This is a genomic window from Parabacteroides gordonii MS-1 = DSM 23371 (assembly GCF_000969825.1).
Classification (GTDB): domain Bacteria; phylum Bacteroidota; class Bacteroidia; order Bacteroidales; family Tannerellaceae; genus Parabacteroides; species Parabacteroides gordonii.
On the sequence record NZ_KQ033919.1, the window covers coordinates 1,421,005 to 1,436,340 of the forward strand.

The 15,336-nt window shown below is 44.8% G+C and carries 16 protein-coding genes; 12 read left to right on the top strand and 4 right to left on the bottom strand.

Annotated features, from left to right (window positions below; all coding sequences use genetic code 11):
* The first annotated feature begins 15 nt into the window (after positions 1 to 15).
* The 7 genes from HMPREF1536_RS05790 (at position 16) to HMPREF1536_RS05820 (ending at position 4,660) form a co-directional block, all read left to right on the top strand.
* Positions 16 to 708 carry a hemerythrin domain-containing protein gene (locus tag HMPREF1536_RS05790; protein ID WP_028727753.1) on the top strand — a complete coding sequence of 231 codons (693 nt, stop codon included), beginning with the start codon at positions 16 to 18 and terminating at the stop codon, positions 706 to 708.
* Positions 709 to 718: 10 nt separating this feature from the next.
* On the top strand, positions 719 to 1,330 hold the full coding sequence (locus HMPREF1536_RS05795; RefSeq protein ID WP_028727752.1) for a response regulator transcription factor: 612 nt from the start codon (positions 719 to 721) through the stop codon (positions 1,328 to 1,330).
* Between the two features lie 104 nt (positions 1,331 to 1,434).
* Positions 1,435 to 2,580 (top strand): Rid family hydrolase, encoded by a 1,146-nt coding sequence (locus HMPREF1536_RS05800; RefSeq protein WP_028727751.1) that lies wholly within the window; start codon positions 1,435 to 1,437, stop codon positions 2,578 to 2,580.
* 49 nt (positions 2,581 to 2,629) lie between these two features.
* Entirely contained in the window at positions 2,630 to 2,902 is a 273-nt protein-coding gene (locus tag HMPREF1536_RS05805; protein ID WP_028727750.1) for a hypothetical protein, read from the top strand.
* A complete protein-coding gene (locus tag HMPREF1536_RS05810) occupies positions 2,881 to 3,267 on the top strand; it encodes a type II toxin-antitoxin system RelE/ParE family toxin (RefSeq protein ID WP_028727749.1) in 387 nt (128 codons plus the stop codon). The genes HMPREF1536_RS05805 and HMPREF1536_RS05810 overlap by 22 nt, the downstream gene beginning before the upstream one ends.
* Positions 3,268 to 3,352: 85 nt before the next feature.
* The gene (locus tag HMPREF1536_RS05815) at positions 3,353 to 4,045 is read left to right on the top strand and encodes a hemerythrin domain-containing protein (protein WP_028727748.1); all 693 of its coding nucleotides are present in this window, start codon (positions 3,353 to 3,355) and stop codon (positions 4,043 to 4,045) included.
* A gap of 6 nt (positions 4,046 to 4,051) precedes the next feature.
* Positions 4,052 to 4,660: a response regulator transcription factor gene (locus tag HMPREF1536_RS05820; RefSeq protein WP_028727747.1), complete on the top strand. Its 609-nt coding sequence runs from the start codon at positions 4,052 to 4,054 to the stop codon at positions 4,658 to 4,660.
* Between the two features lie 68 nt (positions 4,661 to 4,728).
* Here HMPREF1536_RS05820 and HMPREF1536_RS05825 read toward each other — a convergent pair whose 3' ends face one another.
* Together HMPREF1536_RS05825 and HMPREF1536_RS05830 are read right to left on the bottom strand one after the other, a co-directional pair.
* Positions 4,729 to 8,118, bottom strand: a complete 3,390-nt coding sequence (locus HMPREF1536_RS05825; protein ID WP_028727746.1) for a GLUG motif-containing protein — start codon at positions 8,116 to 8,118, stop codon at positions 4,729 to 4,731.
* Between the two features lie 127 nt (positions 8,119 to 8,245).
* Positions 8,246 to 9,022 (bottom strand): DUF4469 domain-containing protein, encoded by a 777-nt coding sequence (locus HMPREF1536_RS05830; protein WP_028727745.1) that lies wholly within the window; start codon positions 9,020 to 9,022, stop codon positions 8,246 to 8,248.
* Between the two features lie 465 nt (positions 9,023 to 9,487).
* Between HMPREF1536_RS05830 and HMPREF1536_RS05835 the strand changes: the two genes are divergently transcribed.
* Both HMPREF1536_RS05835 and HMPREF1536_RS05840 read left to right on the top strand, forming a co-directional pair.
* Positions 9,488 to 10,054, top strand: a complete 567-nt coding sequence (locus tag HMPREF1536_RS05835; RefSeq protein WP_028727744.1) for a DUF3575 domain-containing protein — start codon at positions 9,488 to 9,490, stop codon at positions 10,052 to 10,054.
* Positions 10,055 to 10,069: 15 nt separating this feature from the next.
* The gene (locus HMPREF1536_RS05840) at positions 10,070 to 11,518 is read left to right on the top strand and encodes a DUF3868 domain-containing protein (RefSeq protein ID WP_028727743.1); all 1,449 of its coding nucleotides are present in this window, start codon (positions 10,070 to 10,072) and stop codon (positions 11,516 to 11,518) included.
* 104 nt (positions 11,519 to 11,622) lie between these two features.
* Here HMPREF1536_RS05840 and HMPREF1536_RS05845 read toward each other — a convergent pair whose 3' ends face one another.
* The gene (locus HMPREF1536_RS05845; protein ID WP_028727742.1) at positions 11,623 to 12,690 is read right to left on the bottom strand and encodes an NAD(P)H-dependent flavin oxidoreductase; all 1,068 of its coding nucleotides are present in this window, start codon (positions 12,688 to 12,690) and stop codon (positions 11,623 to 11,625) included.
* 205 nt (positions 12,691 to 12,895) lie between these two features.
* Between HMPREF1536_RS05845 and HMPREF1536_RS05850 the strand changes: the two genes are divergently transcribed.
* Both HMPREF1536_RS05850 and HMPREF1536_RS05855 read left to right on the top strand, forming a co-directional pair.
* Complete coding sequence (locus HMPREF1536_RS05850) at positions 12,896 to 13,165, top strand: hypothetical protein (protein WP_028727741.1); 270 nt, start codon at positions 12,896 to 12,898, stop codon at positions 13,163 to 13,165.
* Positions 13,155 to 13,517, top strand: coding sequence for a type II toxin-antitoxin system RelE/ParE family toxin (locus HMPREF1536_RS05855; RefSeq protein WP_028727740.1), 363 nt, complete (start codon positions 13,155 to 13,157; stop codon positions 13,515 to 13,517). The genes HMPREF1536_RS05850 and HMPREF1536_RS05855 overlap by 11 nt, the downstream gene beginning before the upstream one ends.
* Positions 13,518 to 13,594: 77 nt before the next feature.
* On the opposite strand, the gene HMPREF1536_RS05860 is transcribed toward HMPREF1536_RS05855, so the two are convergent.
* Entirely contained in the window at positions 13,595 to 14,413 is an 819-nt protein-coding gene (locus HMPREF1536_RS05860; RefSeq protein ID WP_028727739.1) for a phosphate ABC transporter substrate-binding protein, read from the bottom strand.
* A 235-nt stretch (positions 14,414 to 14,648) separates the two neighbouring features.
* On the opposite strand from HMPREF1536_RS05860, the gene HMPREF1536_RS05865 reads away from it, so the two are divergent.
* The gene (locus HMPREF1536_RS05865; RefSeq protein WP_028727738.1) at positions 14,649 to 15,215 is read left to right on the top strand and encodes an ORF6N domain-containing protein; all 567 of its coding nucleotides are present in this window, start codon (positions 14,649 to 14,651) and stop codon (positions 15,213 to 15,215) included.
* Positions 15,216 to 15,336: the final 121 nt, after the last annotated feature.

Here is a 15,336-nt window from a genome sequence, read left to right on the forward strand (position 1 = left end):
ATAAATACAACAACTATGTATAAACAAGGAAAATACAAAGAGACAGATAAAATGAGTGACTTGATCTGCGAGAACTATCCAATGGTTCTCGTAATGAGTCGCTTCGGTATCGACCTGGGATTCGGGGAGAAAAACATCGGGGATGTATGCCGGCAGAACGGAGTGGATTGCTGTACATTCCTCACCGTTGTCAATTTTCTTTCGGAAGAGAATTCGACTACGATCAACGAGATCAACAAATGCCTTTCCCTCGGATCACTGATCACCTATCTGCATAATGCACACGATTATTTCCTGAACTTCCGGTTGCCGCATATCCGCCGGAAACTGACGGAAGCGATCACCGGTTGCCCGGGGGATATTGCTTTCGCTATCACCAAATTCTTCGACGACTATGTCTACGAAGTCCATAAACATATGTCGTATGAAGAAAAGATCGTCTTCCCCTATGTGCGCAACCTGCTGGAAGGGGTGAAAGATCCCAAATACAATATCAGCATCTTCCGCAAACGACACGACCAGATAGAGATGAAGATCGTTGAGCTCAAAAACATCCTGCTCAAATACTATCCCGGCCCCGACAATTACCTGCTGAACAGTGTCCTGTTCGATATCTTTGCCACCGAACAAGATCTGGCTTCTCATAACCGGGTAGAAGATTACCTCTTCGTTCCCGCCGTACTAGCAATTGAAAAAACAATAAAATGACTGCTGTTTTATGAGCACTAACATCAAAATAGCTATTGCAGAACCTTCTGCCATTATCCGTTGCGGATTGATCACCATCCTGAAACGGTTGCCCGGATTACACATCCAGTTAACAGAAATCTCCACAGCAGAGCATCTGGTGGATAGCCTTCGCATGCACCGGCCGGAAGTACTGATCATTAACCCTTCACTTCCCGGATATTTTGGGATACAGCATCTGAAAGAAGAATGCGGCTGTCCCGATATGAAATGCCTGGCCATTGCCTGCATGGTTGCCGATCATAGCATGCTTCGCTTTTACGATGATCTGCTCAATATTTATGATAGTCCCGACGAACTGAAACATAAGCTGGAACGGCTGAATGCTGAAGAAGCGTCCCCCGAACCGGAAGAAGAGGAAGAACAACAAACATTAAGCTCACGCGAAAAGGAGATCGTTGTCTGTGTGGTTAAGGGAATGACAAACCGGGAGATAGCCGACCGGCTATATCTTTCCACTCATACCGTAATCACTCACCGCCGGAATATCGCCCGGAAACTACAGGTTCACAGTGCCAGCGGTCTGACTGTGTATGCAATTGTAAATAAACTGGTTGAATTAAATGATATAAAGAAAGCCTGACAAATATTATTTTCTCACAGCTTTTGTTTTCTTTTCACATAACAAAATTTGGCTTCAATCTGATATACTGTATCTTTGGGAAACAAAAAATATATCAGGCTACCATGGATCTAATAACAAGACAATACAACAAGACAAGAGTACAGATCACTTCCTTTGAAACTAAAAAAGGGATCACCGAATATCATATCATTTTCGAACAAACGGATTGTCTGGATGACTATACAACCCAGTTGCAGGACTTGCTAAAGGCTTACAACCAGTGTGTGGGAGAACTTCCCGGAAATCCGACCGCCGTATTCCGCCGTTACTTCCTGAGTGACGTGACCAACCAAACAGCTCTGCTAATGGAAGAGGAACGTTCAAATCCTTATTGTGCCCTATCCATCGTACAACAGGCTCCAATGAACGGAACTAAAATAGCACTCTGGGCATGGCTCCAGACAGGCGTACAGACACAAGTGCTTCCGAGCAATCTGTTTGAAGCCCGTCACGGAAATTACCGCCAGCTTTTTGGTGCCAACCTTTGCAACCGTGCTGCCAATTCCGAATATCAGACACGGCTTATCTTCCGCGATTACATCATGCAACTGACCGATGCCAAGTGCACGCTGGCCGCAAACTGTATCCGTACCTGGATATTCGTACAGAATGTAGACGTCAACTATCCGGGAGTGGTTAAAGCCCGCAAGGAAGTATTTGCAACACAGAACCTCACGGAAAACACGCACTTCATTGCCAGTACCGCGATAGAAGGCAGATATCAGGACACCAACGTTTTCGTCACAATGGATACGTATGCCGTATCCGGGATCGGACAGGAACAGATCCAATATCTATACGCTCCCGATCATTTGAGCCGGACATACGAGTACGGAGTGACTTTTGAAAGAGGCGTAGCCATCACTTACGGCGACCGTCGCCACGTATTCGTTTCCGGTACCGCCAGTATCGACCGATACGGTGAGATCGTCCATCCGGGAAATGTGATCAAACAGTCCGAGCGCATGATCGAAAACATCACCGCATTGCTGAATGAAGCCGGAGCCGACTTAAACGATATTATGCAAGCAATCGTCTACATACGTGATACCGCCGATTTTACCCGCGTCGAACAATATATGAAGGCTAACCATCCTGACATCCCTTACCTGATCGTCCGTGCTCCGGTATGCCGCCCGGGTTGGCTGGTCGAAATCGAATGTATCGCTGTAGTTGCCGTCGATGAACCGGAATATCCGTCGCTGTAATCATTTATTATTACTATATTTGTGGCAGAACCTTTAAAACAAGAGCGATATGACATTCTTACAACGCAAACAGAAACTGATAGATCGTCTGGAAAACACCTATGACGAAGATATCCTGGATAAGATCGAAGAAATCCTCAACAAACAGGATAGTGTCGAAGCTGATACAGAACGTCCCTATATAGAAGACGGCGTCCTTCACTTCTCCCCAGAATTAAAAGGAAGAATAGATGCAGCCCTCGAACAGATGAAGAACGGACAGACTTATACGGAAGAAGAAGTAGATAAACTCTTTGATGAATGGCTAAAGGACGACAAATAAAATGGACAGAAAATCCATTAGCCGAAGCAAATGAGATTTTCGATTTCTACAAAAAGCGTAACGGAAACTCACGGTACAGTAAATTTCTAAGAAAAGAAATTAATGAGACGTTGAAACTGGTTGCCACACAACCTACGATTGGTTATCCGACAGAATATCCACATATTCGTCATGCACTTGTCATTCCTAAATATTCCATATACTACCATTACAGCGATGACCTGATAACCGTTCTCGTTTTATGGGACAACCGCCGTAATCCAGCGCGTCTGGCTTATACTTTACGTAATCAGGATTCGCAATATCTGAACGAGCCAACGGTTCCTTATGAAAAGCAAACGTCCTCAACAAACGTGAAAGAATAATAACGCTCGAAATTGTTCGCTTAAAAAGAACTACCTTTGAACATTCAATAACACCAAAACAATTTAGAAAGGAATAGTAAAACTTATGTATAAAAACGGGAAATACCGGGAAACCGACAAGATGAGCGATTTGATATGCGAGAACTACCCGATGGTTCTTGTGATGAGTCGTTTTGGAATCGCCTTGGGATTCGGAGAAAAGAATATCGGAGAGGTATGCCGCCAGAACGGTGTAGATGCCTGTACCTTCCTGACAGTGGTCAACTTCCTGACGGAAGATATTTCCGCCCCTGTCACCGATGTCAACAAATGCCTGTCTATCGACGCGCTGATCACCTACCTGCATAATGCACACGATTACTTCCTCAACTTCCGCCTGCCGCATCTGCGCAGGAAACTGGTGGAAGCGATCGCAGAATGCCCGAAAGATGTAGCCTTCGTGATCCAGAACTTTTTCGACGAATATGCCGAAGAGGTGAACAAGCATATGTCATACGAAGAAAAAGTGGTCTTCCCTTACGTCCGCGGATTGCTGGCCGGGAAGAAAGACCCGAAATATAATATCTCGATCTTCCGCAAGCGTCACGACCAGATAGAAATGAAGATCGTGGAACTGAAGAATATCCTGATCAAATATTACCCGGGTCCCGGAAGTAACCTGCTGAACAGCGTGCTGTTCGACATCTTTGCCACCGAGCAGGATCTGGCATCACACAACCATGTGGAAGATTACCTTTTCATGCCCGCTATTTTAGCTTTAGAAAAAACAATTAATTGATGCCTTATGAGCACCACACTGAAAATCGTTATTGCTGAACCTTCCGCCATCGTCCGCAACGGATTGGAAGCCATACTGAAGCGCCTGCCCGGCGGCCTGCGCATCCAGTTTTCTGAAATAGCGACTATCGAAACGCTTACCGAGGATCTCCGGACACACATGCCGGATATCCTCCTCATCAATCCATCCATTCCAGGATATTTCACTATTCCCCACCTGAAAGAAATGACAGGTTGCCCGAATATGAAATGCCTGGCTCTGGTCTATTCGCCGATCGACCACTCCCTGCTCCATTATTACGACGACCAGATCAATATCCTCGACAGTGTCGACGAGATAGGTCTCAAACTCGAACGTCTGCATGCCAAATCGGAAGAAGAAGCCGACGGCGACGAACAACAAACCCTGAGTTCGCGCGAAAAAGAGATCGTCGTATGCGTAGTAAAAGGCATGACGAACCGCGAGATAGCCGACCGCCTGTTCCTCTCTACCCATACCGTCATTACGCACAGAAGGAACATCGCCCGCAAGCTACAGGTACATAGTGCCAGCGCCCTCACGGTGTATGCGATTGTCAATAAGCTGGTGGAACTTAGCGATATCAACAAGGCATAAACAATCATTCATACCATACAAAAAAGGGGATCATTCAGCAATGATCCCCTTTTCTTATCTGTCCGCCACTATAACATCACTTTATAGCGTTTACCGTCCACTTCCACAATATAGGCACCGGAAGGGAACTGCCAGCGGGTTTCCCCCGGAAGGATACGCGCTTGCTTCAGCAACCTGCCGTTAAAGTTATAAACCGCTGCCCGCACTTCGGTAGTGACACTGATATACAGGCAACCATCAGCCGTGCGAACTCCTATACCGTCGGCAGCAATCGTCTCGTTGGCTACCGGATCAGGGTTCTTCACGACACCGTCGATCCTTATCTCAACCGGTTGACGCACATACTTCACGATGTAAGCACCGTCGCTGCTACGCGGGGTGATGGCTTCGCCCCGATCGGTCGTGATAATAGGTTCGGATTGATCATATCCTTTATCCAAGGTGAGATAAAAACGGAAACTACCCCATGCTTCTACCTCGTATTCTCCGGCAACCGGATCGGTGGTTGCACCTTCCACTGACGGAAGTGCAACCGTATAATAGACTGTTGGTTCAGGATCAGGAGTCACCGGCGGTTGAGGATCAGGATTATCTTTGCTAAATGTCGCAGCAATCGTAACAGCATCATCCGGCATGTCAAATGAATACTTATTATTGCCTTCACTATTGACAGTTACATTTCCACCTCCGGCTTTTGTAACAGTTGGTAATCCGCTAAGTTTATAACCGTTTGCCGGGGTAGCAGTAAAGGTGATTTTATCACCGTCCAAAGCTTCCGTTTTATTCCCCTCTATGCTGATAGCACCATTTGTAACGCTTGCTATTGTTATGTCCGACTTAACATTAAACACGGCTGCAATCGTCGTTTTTTTACCTGGCATGGTAAAGTAATAATGTCCGGCATTCTCTGTTATAGCAACTGCATTTTCTCCTTCCGGCTGATAAGTCAGACTTCCCAGTAAAGAATTCTGATCCGGAGTTATGACAAGTTCAACCTGTGTACCTGCTCCCGCATACGTTTTATAATACTTTGCACGTACAGCGCCATGTGTTGTTGCTGCAAATTCCAACGGATAGGGAATTGAGACATCCGGTTGGTCAGCCATCAAGACGCCGGTAGTTGTTTTCAGCTTGGGCATTACGGGTAATACTCCGGTTTCCCAGTTACTGGTATTATCCAGTATACTGGCAGGTATCGGGTCATTGTTCCTCCAATCCCAGCCTGCACCATTCTTATCTGCAGCATTAGATCCGGTGATTGGATTAGATGTACTATTTGTCAGGTCGTCCCAAACGATATTATCATAAGCATGATTGTCTTGGAAATTAAAAGAAACAGCGCCATTGTCAGGACTTTCACCTAATATCCTGCCAACAAAACAAGCCACATCTCCATCTTTTGTAATCAGTTTGTAGTTTAATGCAAGGCTATTTTTTATAGACATACTATTGCTTCCATATCGAACTGCATATCCGAGAATACCTCCGGCACCTCCTGTGTCGGAAGGATCTTTAGCACTGATTATCCCGGATGAAAAGCAATTAGCTATGCCAGCATTCCCATCATAATTATCCATATACCCAACTATTCCACCTGAAACGGAATGAAGTCCTTTTGTTTCTTCCCCGTTGTATATATCTACAGTCGAATAACAATTGCTGATAGTTGCTGTAAACCAAGACTCTGTTTTCCAAGATCCTACCACGCCACCAAGATAGGAAGCAGAACCAATAGCATTGCCCGAAATAGCACCTCCTGTAACGTAGCAATTTTTTAGAGTAGCCTTTTGACCCAGGCCGACAATTCCTCCAAGTTGGCTATCCCCGACACCACTATTGGTTACTTTCATGGTTACCCCCTTTTCTGAAATCACAACTCCCAGATTTTGGATAGTTCCACTATTCAGCCAACCAAATAGACCGGAAGTTATACTTTCTCCGGATATTTTATTGATATACAGGTTTTGAACCTGATATCCATTCCCGTCGAATGTTCCTTTGAAAGGATTTGAGTCGCTATTTCCTATCGGTGTCCATTCCTCACTATCGAGGTCAACATCGGCAGTTAGTTTGACAAATTTGCCATCGAAATCGTTTCCGGCATTTACCACGTTGGCAAATGTTTTCAAAGCGGCCGGGCTGGCAATCTCGTAAGGATCAGCATTTGTAGTGCCGATTAAATCAATTGCAGCGGTAAGCTCTGTTTGCGTCAGTGTAGGGTGCTCGCTGCCGGGAAACAATTCCCAGGCATATTTTTTCAACAATAACGTTTGCGTCGTCCCTTTAGTTGTACTATAATTATAGGCACCCTGATTCATCCTTTGAACCAGGAAATTGTTTTTACTGACATCAGCAGGAACAGGCAGCAAGTTTTCAGTAGTTCTTTCGGCATCATTTCCGGTGCCTTTTGCATAGGCATCCTGATTCCAATAACAATTCAGTAATGTGGATCGTGTACCGGCATTTCCTGCAAATCCGCCTACTTTGGTATCAGTAGAACCTCCTTCCACAGTTCCCAACGAATAACATGAATGTACATCGTTGGCTTCATAGTCATTGGAACTAAAAACGCTCTGTCCGACAAAACCGCCGATATATGCATAATCTCCTCCTTTTACATTTCCGGTTGAATAGCAATTATAAATGATCGGATGCCCTCCGGATGTCGTTCCGTTTTGTCCGACAAAGCCACCAATATAACTTTTATAAGTATAAGTATCAACAACTCCACTCCCTGCTGTCACATCTACAGAAGCATAGCAGTTTGTAATAATGCTGCATGTACCATACCCTCCATAATTCATCCCGACCAATCCTCCGGCATAAACTTTCTCTCCTGTTACAATTTTCCCGGTGGCACTACATCCATCCATAACATCACCGCCCTTCAATCCGGCTAAAGCTCCGACATAAGAATACCCGGTTCCAGTAGGGGTCGTTAACTCTATATCGGCATTCTCTATATGTAGATTTTTGACAAGGCCACCATTACCGGGAGTAGGAAAGCTTGCATCCCCTATTATACCAAACAAACCGGCAAAAGTATGTGTACCCCTTATTTTCAAATTGGATATAGTATGGTTTTGTCCATCGAAGGTACCGCGAAAACAGTTTTTCTTTATAGAATATAGGTCAGTATTACTAAGCCCTATCCCTATCGGTGTCCATTCATGTCCTGCCAGATCGATATCGGTTGTAAGTGTCAACGTGCAACTGATAAACATTTTATCACTGGCCGTATTTCCTGTTTGCCGGTCTTCGTTTACCATTTGGGCTACCCAGGCCAGCTCGGCGGCCGAACTGATATTGACGGCTGCATCCCCGGCTGTCCATCCGGCAGGTTCAGTAGCGGTTAGCCCATCCCATACGTCAGCCTGTGCTTTCGCTACGTGCGAAATAATTAAGAAAACAAGCATATATAACAACCTGCTTGTAACCAAAGTAATTTTTGTATTCATATTGTTTTTATTTTGTATGTATCAAATCAATTCGTGCGCAGGCATTGCGCACGAGCTTGCGCATCGGCCGCGCATTCCCTTGCTCACACATCGCGCACGGTAATGCGCAATGCCTGCGCAAAAAAGTTTATTCTATTACGGGGCGGTCATCCTCACCATTACCTACCGTCAGCACATAAGGGAAACGGTTACGGCGTACGTCCTTTAGCAAGACTGTACGGTTGCCACCATATTGGGTCGCTATTTCAAGATAATATTTTCCGTCAGCCAGAGCCGGGATTATGAAAGAGAGGAAAGAAGGATCGTTACGCGAAACGACAGTCATCGGAACAGCTGTTTCTGCATCATCATCCGACTTGATAAAGAAAAGCCCAACTGTATTACCTTCCGTCCCTACGATTTTTATCCGTTTACCTTCCGCATTGAGGGTATTTCCCGGAGTGATCTTTCCATTTACTTCACCGGTGAATACATCGGTTACTTTTCTAAGGGTAGGAAGTCCTTCCACCACTTCACCTATAATCACACCAACCTCTTTCAAATCCTTCTTCACATCAATAATAGGCATGCTGCGAAGGGTTACACTGTTCTTTGCCGGATCGAATTTGGCTTTCGGCCCGATGAAGGAACCGTCTATTCCAAGGGAGTTGTGAACAAGTCCAAATTCTACGGTAGAACCGGAGTACAATTCATCCTTTGCAGTCGCCTTCAGATCGTTGTGGGCGGCCAGTAATTCGGAAGCAGAGAACTTACTTTTACCGTTGGCGGCAATATTACAAAGGTCTTCGATCGAGCGGTTTGCCACGTAAGTAACGTTGGCAGTGAAGTCATCTTCACGCTCTGTCAGCATGTTAGCCACAAGATTGGCGACGATGCTACGCTTTTTGGGTTCATTTGATGCCATAAGCTTTATCAGATTAATTGAGTTCGTAGAGAACTGTGGTTATTGTATTGATTTTCATAGCCAAACACGCATCACTATTATTGAAGGCAGTATAGAAAGACTGATATGCTAGAGTTTAAGAAGAACATTTATTTTCTTCTTGATACCCTCAGAGTACCTTTTCCTACAGAGAAAAAGACGAAACAAACAGATATCTGACGGTTAAGTCTTGATAATTACCCTATGTTGATACCATATTTACTGATTATTACTATCTTTGCCAGCATTACTAACATAGTTCTCTACGAACTAAGTTATTTTAAGTCCTCTTGTCCCCTCTTTTTCCCCGATTAACATAACAAATCCCAAAACCTGTTTCTTTCTTAATAATTAACCCTAACATTTCACCTTTTTTTCAAAACGGGGCAAACAATATCCGAAACCTTCCTGTTAAGAACAAAGAGTATCACTAATAATGAATATCACATGAAGAAATTCTTTTTAATAGGGGCAACGTTATTATTCTCCCTTTATGCAAGTGCACAACATGTAGCACTAAAGAATAATATCATCTATGATGCCACCGCCACTCCCAACCTAGGTCTGGAAGTGGGGCTGGGGAAGAAAGTCACAATGGATCTTTCAGCGGGTTACAATCCTTTTGAGTTTAGCAACGACAAGCAGGCGAAACACTGGCTGGCACATGCAGGCGTACGTTTCTGGACTTGCGAGAAGTTCAACGGGACATTTATCGGCGTTCACGCACTGGGCGGCCAATACGACGTGGCAGGCTTCAAGCTGCCGTTCGATATGTTCAAGAAACTGGAAAACCATCGTTACGACGGTTATTTGTATGGCGGGGGCGTCAGTATCGGCCATCAATGGATATTATCTAAACGCTGGGGAATCGAAGCCGAGATCGGTGCAGGTTATGCCCGCATGCATTACGACGAATATGCCAAAGGCAAAGATATGCCTAAACTGCGCAGCGGCAACCACAATTACTGGGGAGTGACTAAAGCGTCCCTTTCCTTCATCTATTTCATCCACTAAAAACAAGTAAACAAAATGAAGAAGTTATTCTATATAGCAACCGTTTTATTATGCTCCGCCTATGGGAGCATGCAGGCACAGACTGTTAGTCCCGACGGCATAGCATACAGCGACCTGCAGGTAAAGAAAGAGGGTAGCCAGGTAAGCCTGTCGACTACCGCCAACCTCAACAACATGCAGCTGAAATCACAGAACATGGTCATCATCACGCCGGTACTTCAGTCGGCCGACAAAGCGCACACGGTGAAGTTCGACCCGTTCGTGATCACCGGAAAGAAACGTATGAAAGCACTCGACCGCGAGATGGGCTTCGGGGCAGAACCGTTTGAACAAACACCGACCGTGATCTTCCGCCATAAAAAGAACCAGGCGGAGTCTATCCCTATGACGCTGACCGTTCCGTACGAAAGCTGGATGCGCAACGCCTCACTGGTGATGCAGGCCAATACGACCGGATGCGCTTCGTGCGACGTGGCAAGCAATATCACTCCGTTGTCATCACGTATCCTGCCGCCGGTGGTTGCACCGACTTACGAGTTGAGCTATGTCACTCCTCCGGCAGAACCGGTTAAACAGCGCAGCGAAACCCATTCGGCTTACCTGAACTTCGAAGTGGGCAAGTCTGTCCTGCTGCACGACTTCAAGAACAATGCTGCCGAGCTGAAAGAGGTGAGCAAGATCGTTAGCGAAGTACGCAACGACAAGAACCTGAAGTTTACGGAATTCAATATCACCGGATATGCTTCACCGGAAGGTGGCTACGATTATAATATGAAACTGTCGGAAAGCCGTGCCAAAGCATTCGCCGCTTATATGAAGGATAAGGAAGACATGCCGGCTTCCCTGATGAAGGTGAACTGGGAAGGTGAAGACTGGATCGGCCTGCGCAACGCCGTCAAGGTATCCAACCTGTCCAACCGCGATGAGATCCTGAAAGTATTGGAAGTATCCGATATCAATAAACGTAAAGCACAGCTGAAAGCGCTGAATGGCGGCAAGACTTACCGTATGTTACTGGATGATTATTATCCTGCCCTGCGCCGTATCGACTATACGCTGGCTTACATCGCCCGTCCGTTCGACGTGAACGAAGCCAAACAGGTGATCAAGACGAAACCGCAGTACCTGAGCCTGAACGAGATGTTCGTGGTAGCCAACACCTATCCGAAAGACAGCCCTGAATTCAAGGAAGTATTCGACATCGCCGTACGCCTCTACCCGACCGACCCGGTGGCACAGCAGAACACTGCCGCCCTCGAAATTGAACGCGGAGCTACCGATGCCGGTATCGCCCGCCTACAGAAGATCAATACGCCGGAAGCCTGGAATAACCTCGGTGTGGCTTATGCCAGAAATAAAGAGTACCAGAAAGCGCTCGACTATTTCGGTAAGGCTGCCAGCGCAGGCGTAAAAGCTGCTGCACAGAACGGAGAAGAATTGAGCAACTGGCTGAAAGAACAATAAGACCTCCCTCCCCGCGTCAATAACGGGGACAGGCCACCAGATAAAGAAAGCCCCGATAGGCAGGATGCTTACCGGGGCTTTTTGTATTCATATAAGTAGAAAAATCATTCTTTCGATTTCCATTCGTTGATCAACTCGTTGATCGTCTCCCTCACCGACATGATGCGGCTGGTCTTCCAGGCATTGCTTCCGGCAAAGGCATATCCGTTTTCAAAGTTTCCTTTGAACGCATTATACAACGCCGTCACGATACAATAAGGACTTTTCGAGATATCACACGTCTTGATGCAGTTGAACGGGCAAGCCTTCGGCTGTTTGATGCCGGCCTTTACCTTTTCGAGAAAATTACAGTGGATCGCACGTCCGGGCATTCCGACCGGGCTCTTGATGATCTCAATGTCTTTCTCTTCCGCTTTGATATAGCTTTCCTTGAAAGCCTCGGAAGCATCACACTCGGTGGTAGTGACGAAACGGGTTCCTAATTGAACGCCCGATGCTCCAAGATCCATCATGCGTTTGATATCTTCACCCGTATAAATGCCTCCTGCCGCAATTACCGGGATTCTCTTGTTGTATTTCTCCTCAAACAGGGAAACTTCGTGTACTACCTGCGGCAGTAACTCTTCCAGTGAGAAATGTTCGTCCTCCAACTGGTTTTCCTTATAACCGAGGTGACCTCCGGCTTTCGGGCCTTCCAGTACAACGGCATCGGGAAGATAGTCGTAGTTGTTCTTCCATTTCTCACAGATGATACGTACGGCACGTGCACTCGATACGATAGGCACCAGCTTCGTTACACTGTCTTTCTTCAGGAAAGAAGGTAAGTCGAGCGGCAGGCCTGCACCACTGAAGATGATATCCACCTTTTCGGCGATACTTGTCTTCACCAGTTCTGCGAAATCGGAAAGTGCCACCATAACGTTCACACCGATGATACCTTTTGCCTTTTCACGGGCTTTGCGGATCTCTTCGGCGAGGCCTAAATTGCCTGCTTCCGTGTAATTAGGTGATAGTTTTTTATATAAGAGTCCGAGACCGGCTGCGGAGATAACGCCGATCCCACCTTCATTTGCTACGGCTGAGGCTAAGCCGGATAGAGAAATGCCTACGCCCATCCCGCCTTGGATAATAGGGAAGCGAGGTTTCAAATCTCCGATTGTTAATGTCTTCATGAAAAATATTGTTATTAAATACGCGGCAAAGGTAGCACAATAAACCAAATGATGTGCAAAAAGAACCAATATTATTGCACAGGTATAGTACTTTTGTGCAGTATTTATAATTCTAGTATTAAAGGAGCCACAGATTTACACTCTTTTCCAGGTTTAATCGTATCTTTGCATAAAGAGATAAACCTCTAAAAGAAAGGAGTTAATTATGACAGCAATAGAACTTGAAGCACGCAAAGCCGAACTAGCTCGACAGGTGCTCAATATAGATAGTCGGGATATACTGGAAAAGCTTCAGGATTATCTGAAACATTTATATAGTGGTAAAGAGGGTACAACCAACGTGATATCGGAAGAAGATACGATAAGCAAAGAGGAAATTCTTGCCGGTATTGCTGAAGGTTTGAACGAAGTAGCCGAACGCCGCCGTACTGGAACCAAAGGCAGAACTTTAAGAGAGTTGATCAATGAATTATGATATAATATTTAACCAACCGTTTGCCAGAGAAGTAAAACGGTTGAATAAAAAGTATCATTCGTTGAAATCCGACCTGTGTTTGCTGGAACAGGAACTGCTGAGTAATCCTAATGCAGGAGTTGACTTGGGAAACGGTGTTCATAAAGTACGTATGGCTATTGGTAGTAAAGGACGTGGAAAGAGTCACGGAGCTCGTGTAATTACTGTTCTTATCACTTTAGATGAAGATAATGCAGAAATCAACCTTTTATATATTTACGATAAAGCTGATCGCGATACTATTTCCCCGGCAGAGATTGAGAATCTGTTAAAAGCCGCCGGACTAAAGTTATCTGACACTGGCAAATTATGAATTATCACTATACCTACCAATAAAGAAATGCAGACAATGCATCAAACACTGTCTGCGTTTTTACTACTTGATTCTAACTATTTAACCGGGATATATCCCACCTTCTTTACTGTTTCCTGTCCTTCTGCCGACAAGACATAATCGATAAACGGCTTTACAGGGCCTTCGTTCTTCACTTCATAATAATAGAACAATGGGCGGACGATCGGATAGGTCTTATTCTTTGCGTTGGCAAAAGAGGGTTCGACGAAGCTCTTGCCTGCATCGTAAGAGACATGGATCGGTTTTACATCCTTATTTACATAGGCCAGACCCACGTAACCGATAGCTCCTTTTGTCTGGCTTACCGACTGGATAATGGCTCCGGTGGCAGGCATACTCAGGATGCCGTTCATGTAGTTCTTATTTTTCAGTACGCTTTCCTTAAAGAATTCGTACGTACCGGAAGAGGTTTCGCGTGAATAGGCAACGATCTTCAGGTCGGCTCCGCCTACTTCTTTCCAGTTCTTGATCTTTCCGGTGAAGATACCTTCCAACTGTTCGCGGGTCAGGTTCGTTACTTTATTAGAGGGGTGTACTACGATTGCCAGGGCATCGTAGGCGATCACAACCTCTTTTGTATTCTTCTTAGCTTCCTGCAGGCGGACTTTCTCGTCGAATTTCATCTTACGGGAAGACATGGCGATATCGGTCGTTCCTTCCATCAGGGCGGAAATGCCGACACCGGAACCACCACCTGTTACAGTTACTTTAGTACCTTTATTCTTATTCATAAAGTTTTCAGCTTCCGTCTGTGTGACCGGCAGGCAAGTATCACTCCCCTTAATCTTCTGTGCAAATACATTTGTTGTAAATAAACAGGCGGCCATAGCAGCCAAAACAATTGTCTTTTTCATTACGCTTATTGAATTAATTTCCTGATGCAAAGTAACTACACTGGTATTTCAACCACATGAAACAGGTATTACATTTGTATGAAAATGTTGATGTCGCAAATTGCGACATCAAGTGTTATGGGAAGGCTCATGTTTTGTTTATAAAAAGTTTTTCTGATAATCGGGATAATTTCGTTTAAATCATTACATTTGCAATTAGTACTAATATTAATAATTATCTTTAAACAAACCGACTATGAATGAAATACAAATGATTCAAAGTAAGATCTACGAAATAAGAGGTCAAAACGTTATGGTTGATAAAGACCTAGCTGAATTATATCAGGTAACGACAAGCAATCTTAACAAAGCTGTACAAAGAAATATCAAACGTTTCCCTACAGATTTTATGTTTCAACTAACAAAAGAGGAGTTCGATGAATTAAACTTGATATTCCAAAATGGAACATCAAGATGGGGAGGAACCCGCAAACCGCCGTATGCCTTTACTGAACAGGGATTGGCAATGCTCTCTGGTATACTAAATTCAGATATAGCTATACAGGTTAATATAAGTATTATGCGTGCATTCGTTGCAATTCGTCAAAAGTTAGTTCCTCCAGTTGATAAAATAACAGTATTTCAACATGAATTGAAGGAATTGAAAGAATACGTCGAAGAGGTTTTCACCGATTACAATGATATCAATGAAGATACCCGGATACAACTGGATCTGATCAATAAAACACTAGCAGAATTACAGGTTCAAAGAAAGTTATCAGATAAACCACGCAATCCGGTAGGATTTGTAAAACCAAAGTAATAGTGTTCTACAAACGAAAGCCGCGGTAGATTGCTCTACCGCGGCTTTGTTTTTGTCTGTTTTTGCTCTTCACAGAGGTTGAACAGAAGAACTTTATTTCATTACTTTAGTATTAATACGA

Coding starts and splice junctions, on each gene's coding strand:
- HMPREF1536_RS05820 (WP_028727747.1), top strand. CDS start 4,052: ATGAGCACCACACTGAAAATCGTTATTGCTGAACCTTCCGCCATCGTC.
- HMPREF1536_RS05850 (WP_028727741.1), top strand. CDS start 12,896: ATGACAGCAATAGAACTTGAAGCACGCAAAGCCGAACTAGCTCGACAG.
- HMPREF1536_RS05825 (WP_028727746.1), bottom strand. CDS start 8,118: ATGAATACAAAAATTACTTTGGTTACAAGCAGGTTGTTATATATGCTT.
- HMPREF1536_RS05855 (WP_028727740.1), top strand. CDS start 13,155: ATGAATTATGATATAATATTTAACCAACCGTTTGCCAGAGAAGTAAAA.
- HMPREF1536_RS05860 (WP_028727739.1), bottom strand. CDS start 14,413: ATGAAAAAGACAATTGTTTTGGCTGCTATGGCCGCCTGTTTATTTACA.
- HMPREF1536_RS05805 (WP_028727750.1), top strand. CDS start 2,630: ATGACATTCTTACAACGCAAACAGAAACTGATAGATCGTCTGGAAAAC.
- HMPREF1536_RS05835 (WP_028727744.1), top strand. CDS start 9,488: ATGAAGAAATTCTTTTTAATAGGGGCAACGTTATTATTCTCCCTTTAT.
- HMPREF1536_RS05830 (WP_028727745.1), bottom strand. CDS start 9,022: ATGGCATCAAATGAACCCAAAAAGCGTAGCATCGTCGCCAATCTTGTG.
- HMPREF1536_RS05790 (WP_028727753.1), top strand. CDS start 16: ATGTATAAACAAGGAAAATACAAAGAGACAGATAAAATGAGTGACTTG.
- HMPREF1536_RS05795 (WP_028727752.1), top strand. CDS start 719: ATGAGCACTAACATCAAAATAGCTATTGCAGAACCTTCTGCCATTATC.
- HMPREF1536_RS05815 (WP_028727748.1), top strand. CDS start 3,353: ATGTATAAAAACGGGAAATACCGGGAAACCGACAAGATGAGCGATTTG.
- HMPREF1536_RS05845 (WP_028727742.1), bottom strand. CDS start 12,690: ATGAAGACATTAACAATCGGAGATTTGAAACCTCGCTTCCCTATTATC.
- HMPREF1536_RS05865 (WP_028727738.1), top strand. CDS start 14,649: ATGAATGAAATACAAATGATTCAAAGTAAGATCTACGAAATAAGAGGT.
- HMPREF1536_RS05800 (WP_028727751.1), top strand. CDS start 1,435: ATGGATCTAATAACAAGACAATACAACAAGACAAGAGTACAGATCACT.
- HMPREF1536_RS05840 (WP_028727743.1), top strand. CDS start 10,070: ATGAAGAAGTTATTCTATATAGCAACCGTTTTATTATGCTCCGCCTAT.
- HMPREF1536_RS05810 (WP_028727749.1), top strand. CDS start 2,881: ATGGCTAAAGGACGACAAATAAAATGGACAGAAAATCCATTAGCCGAA.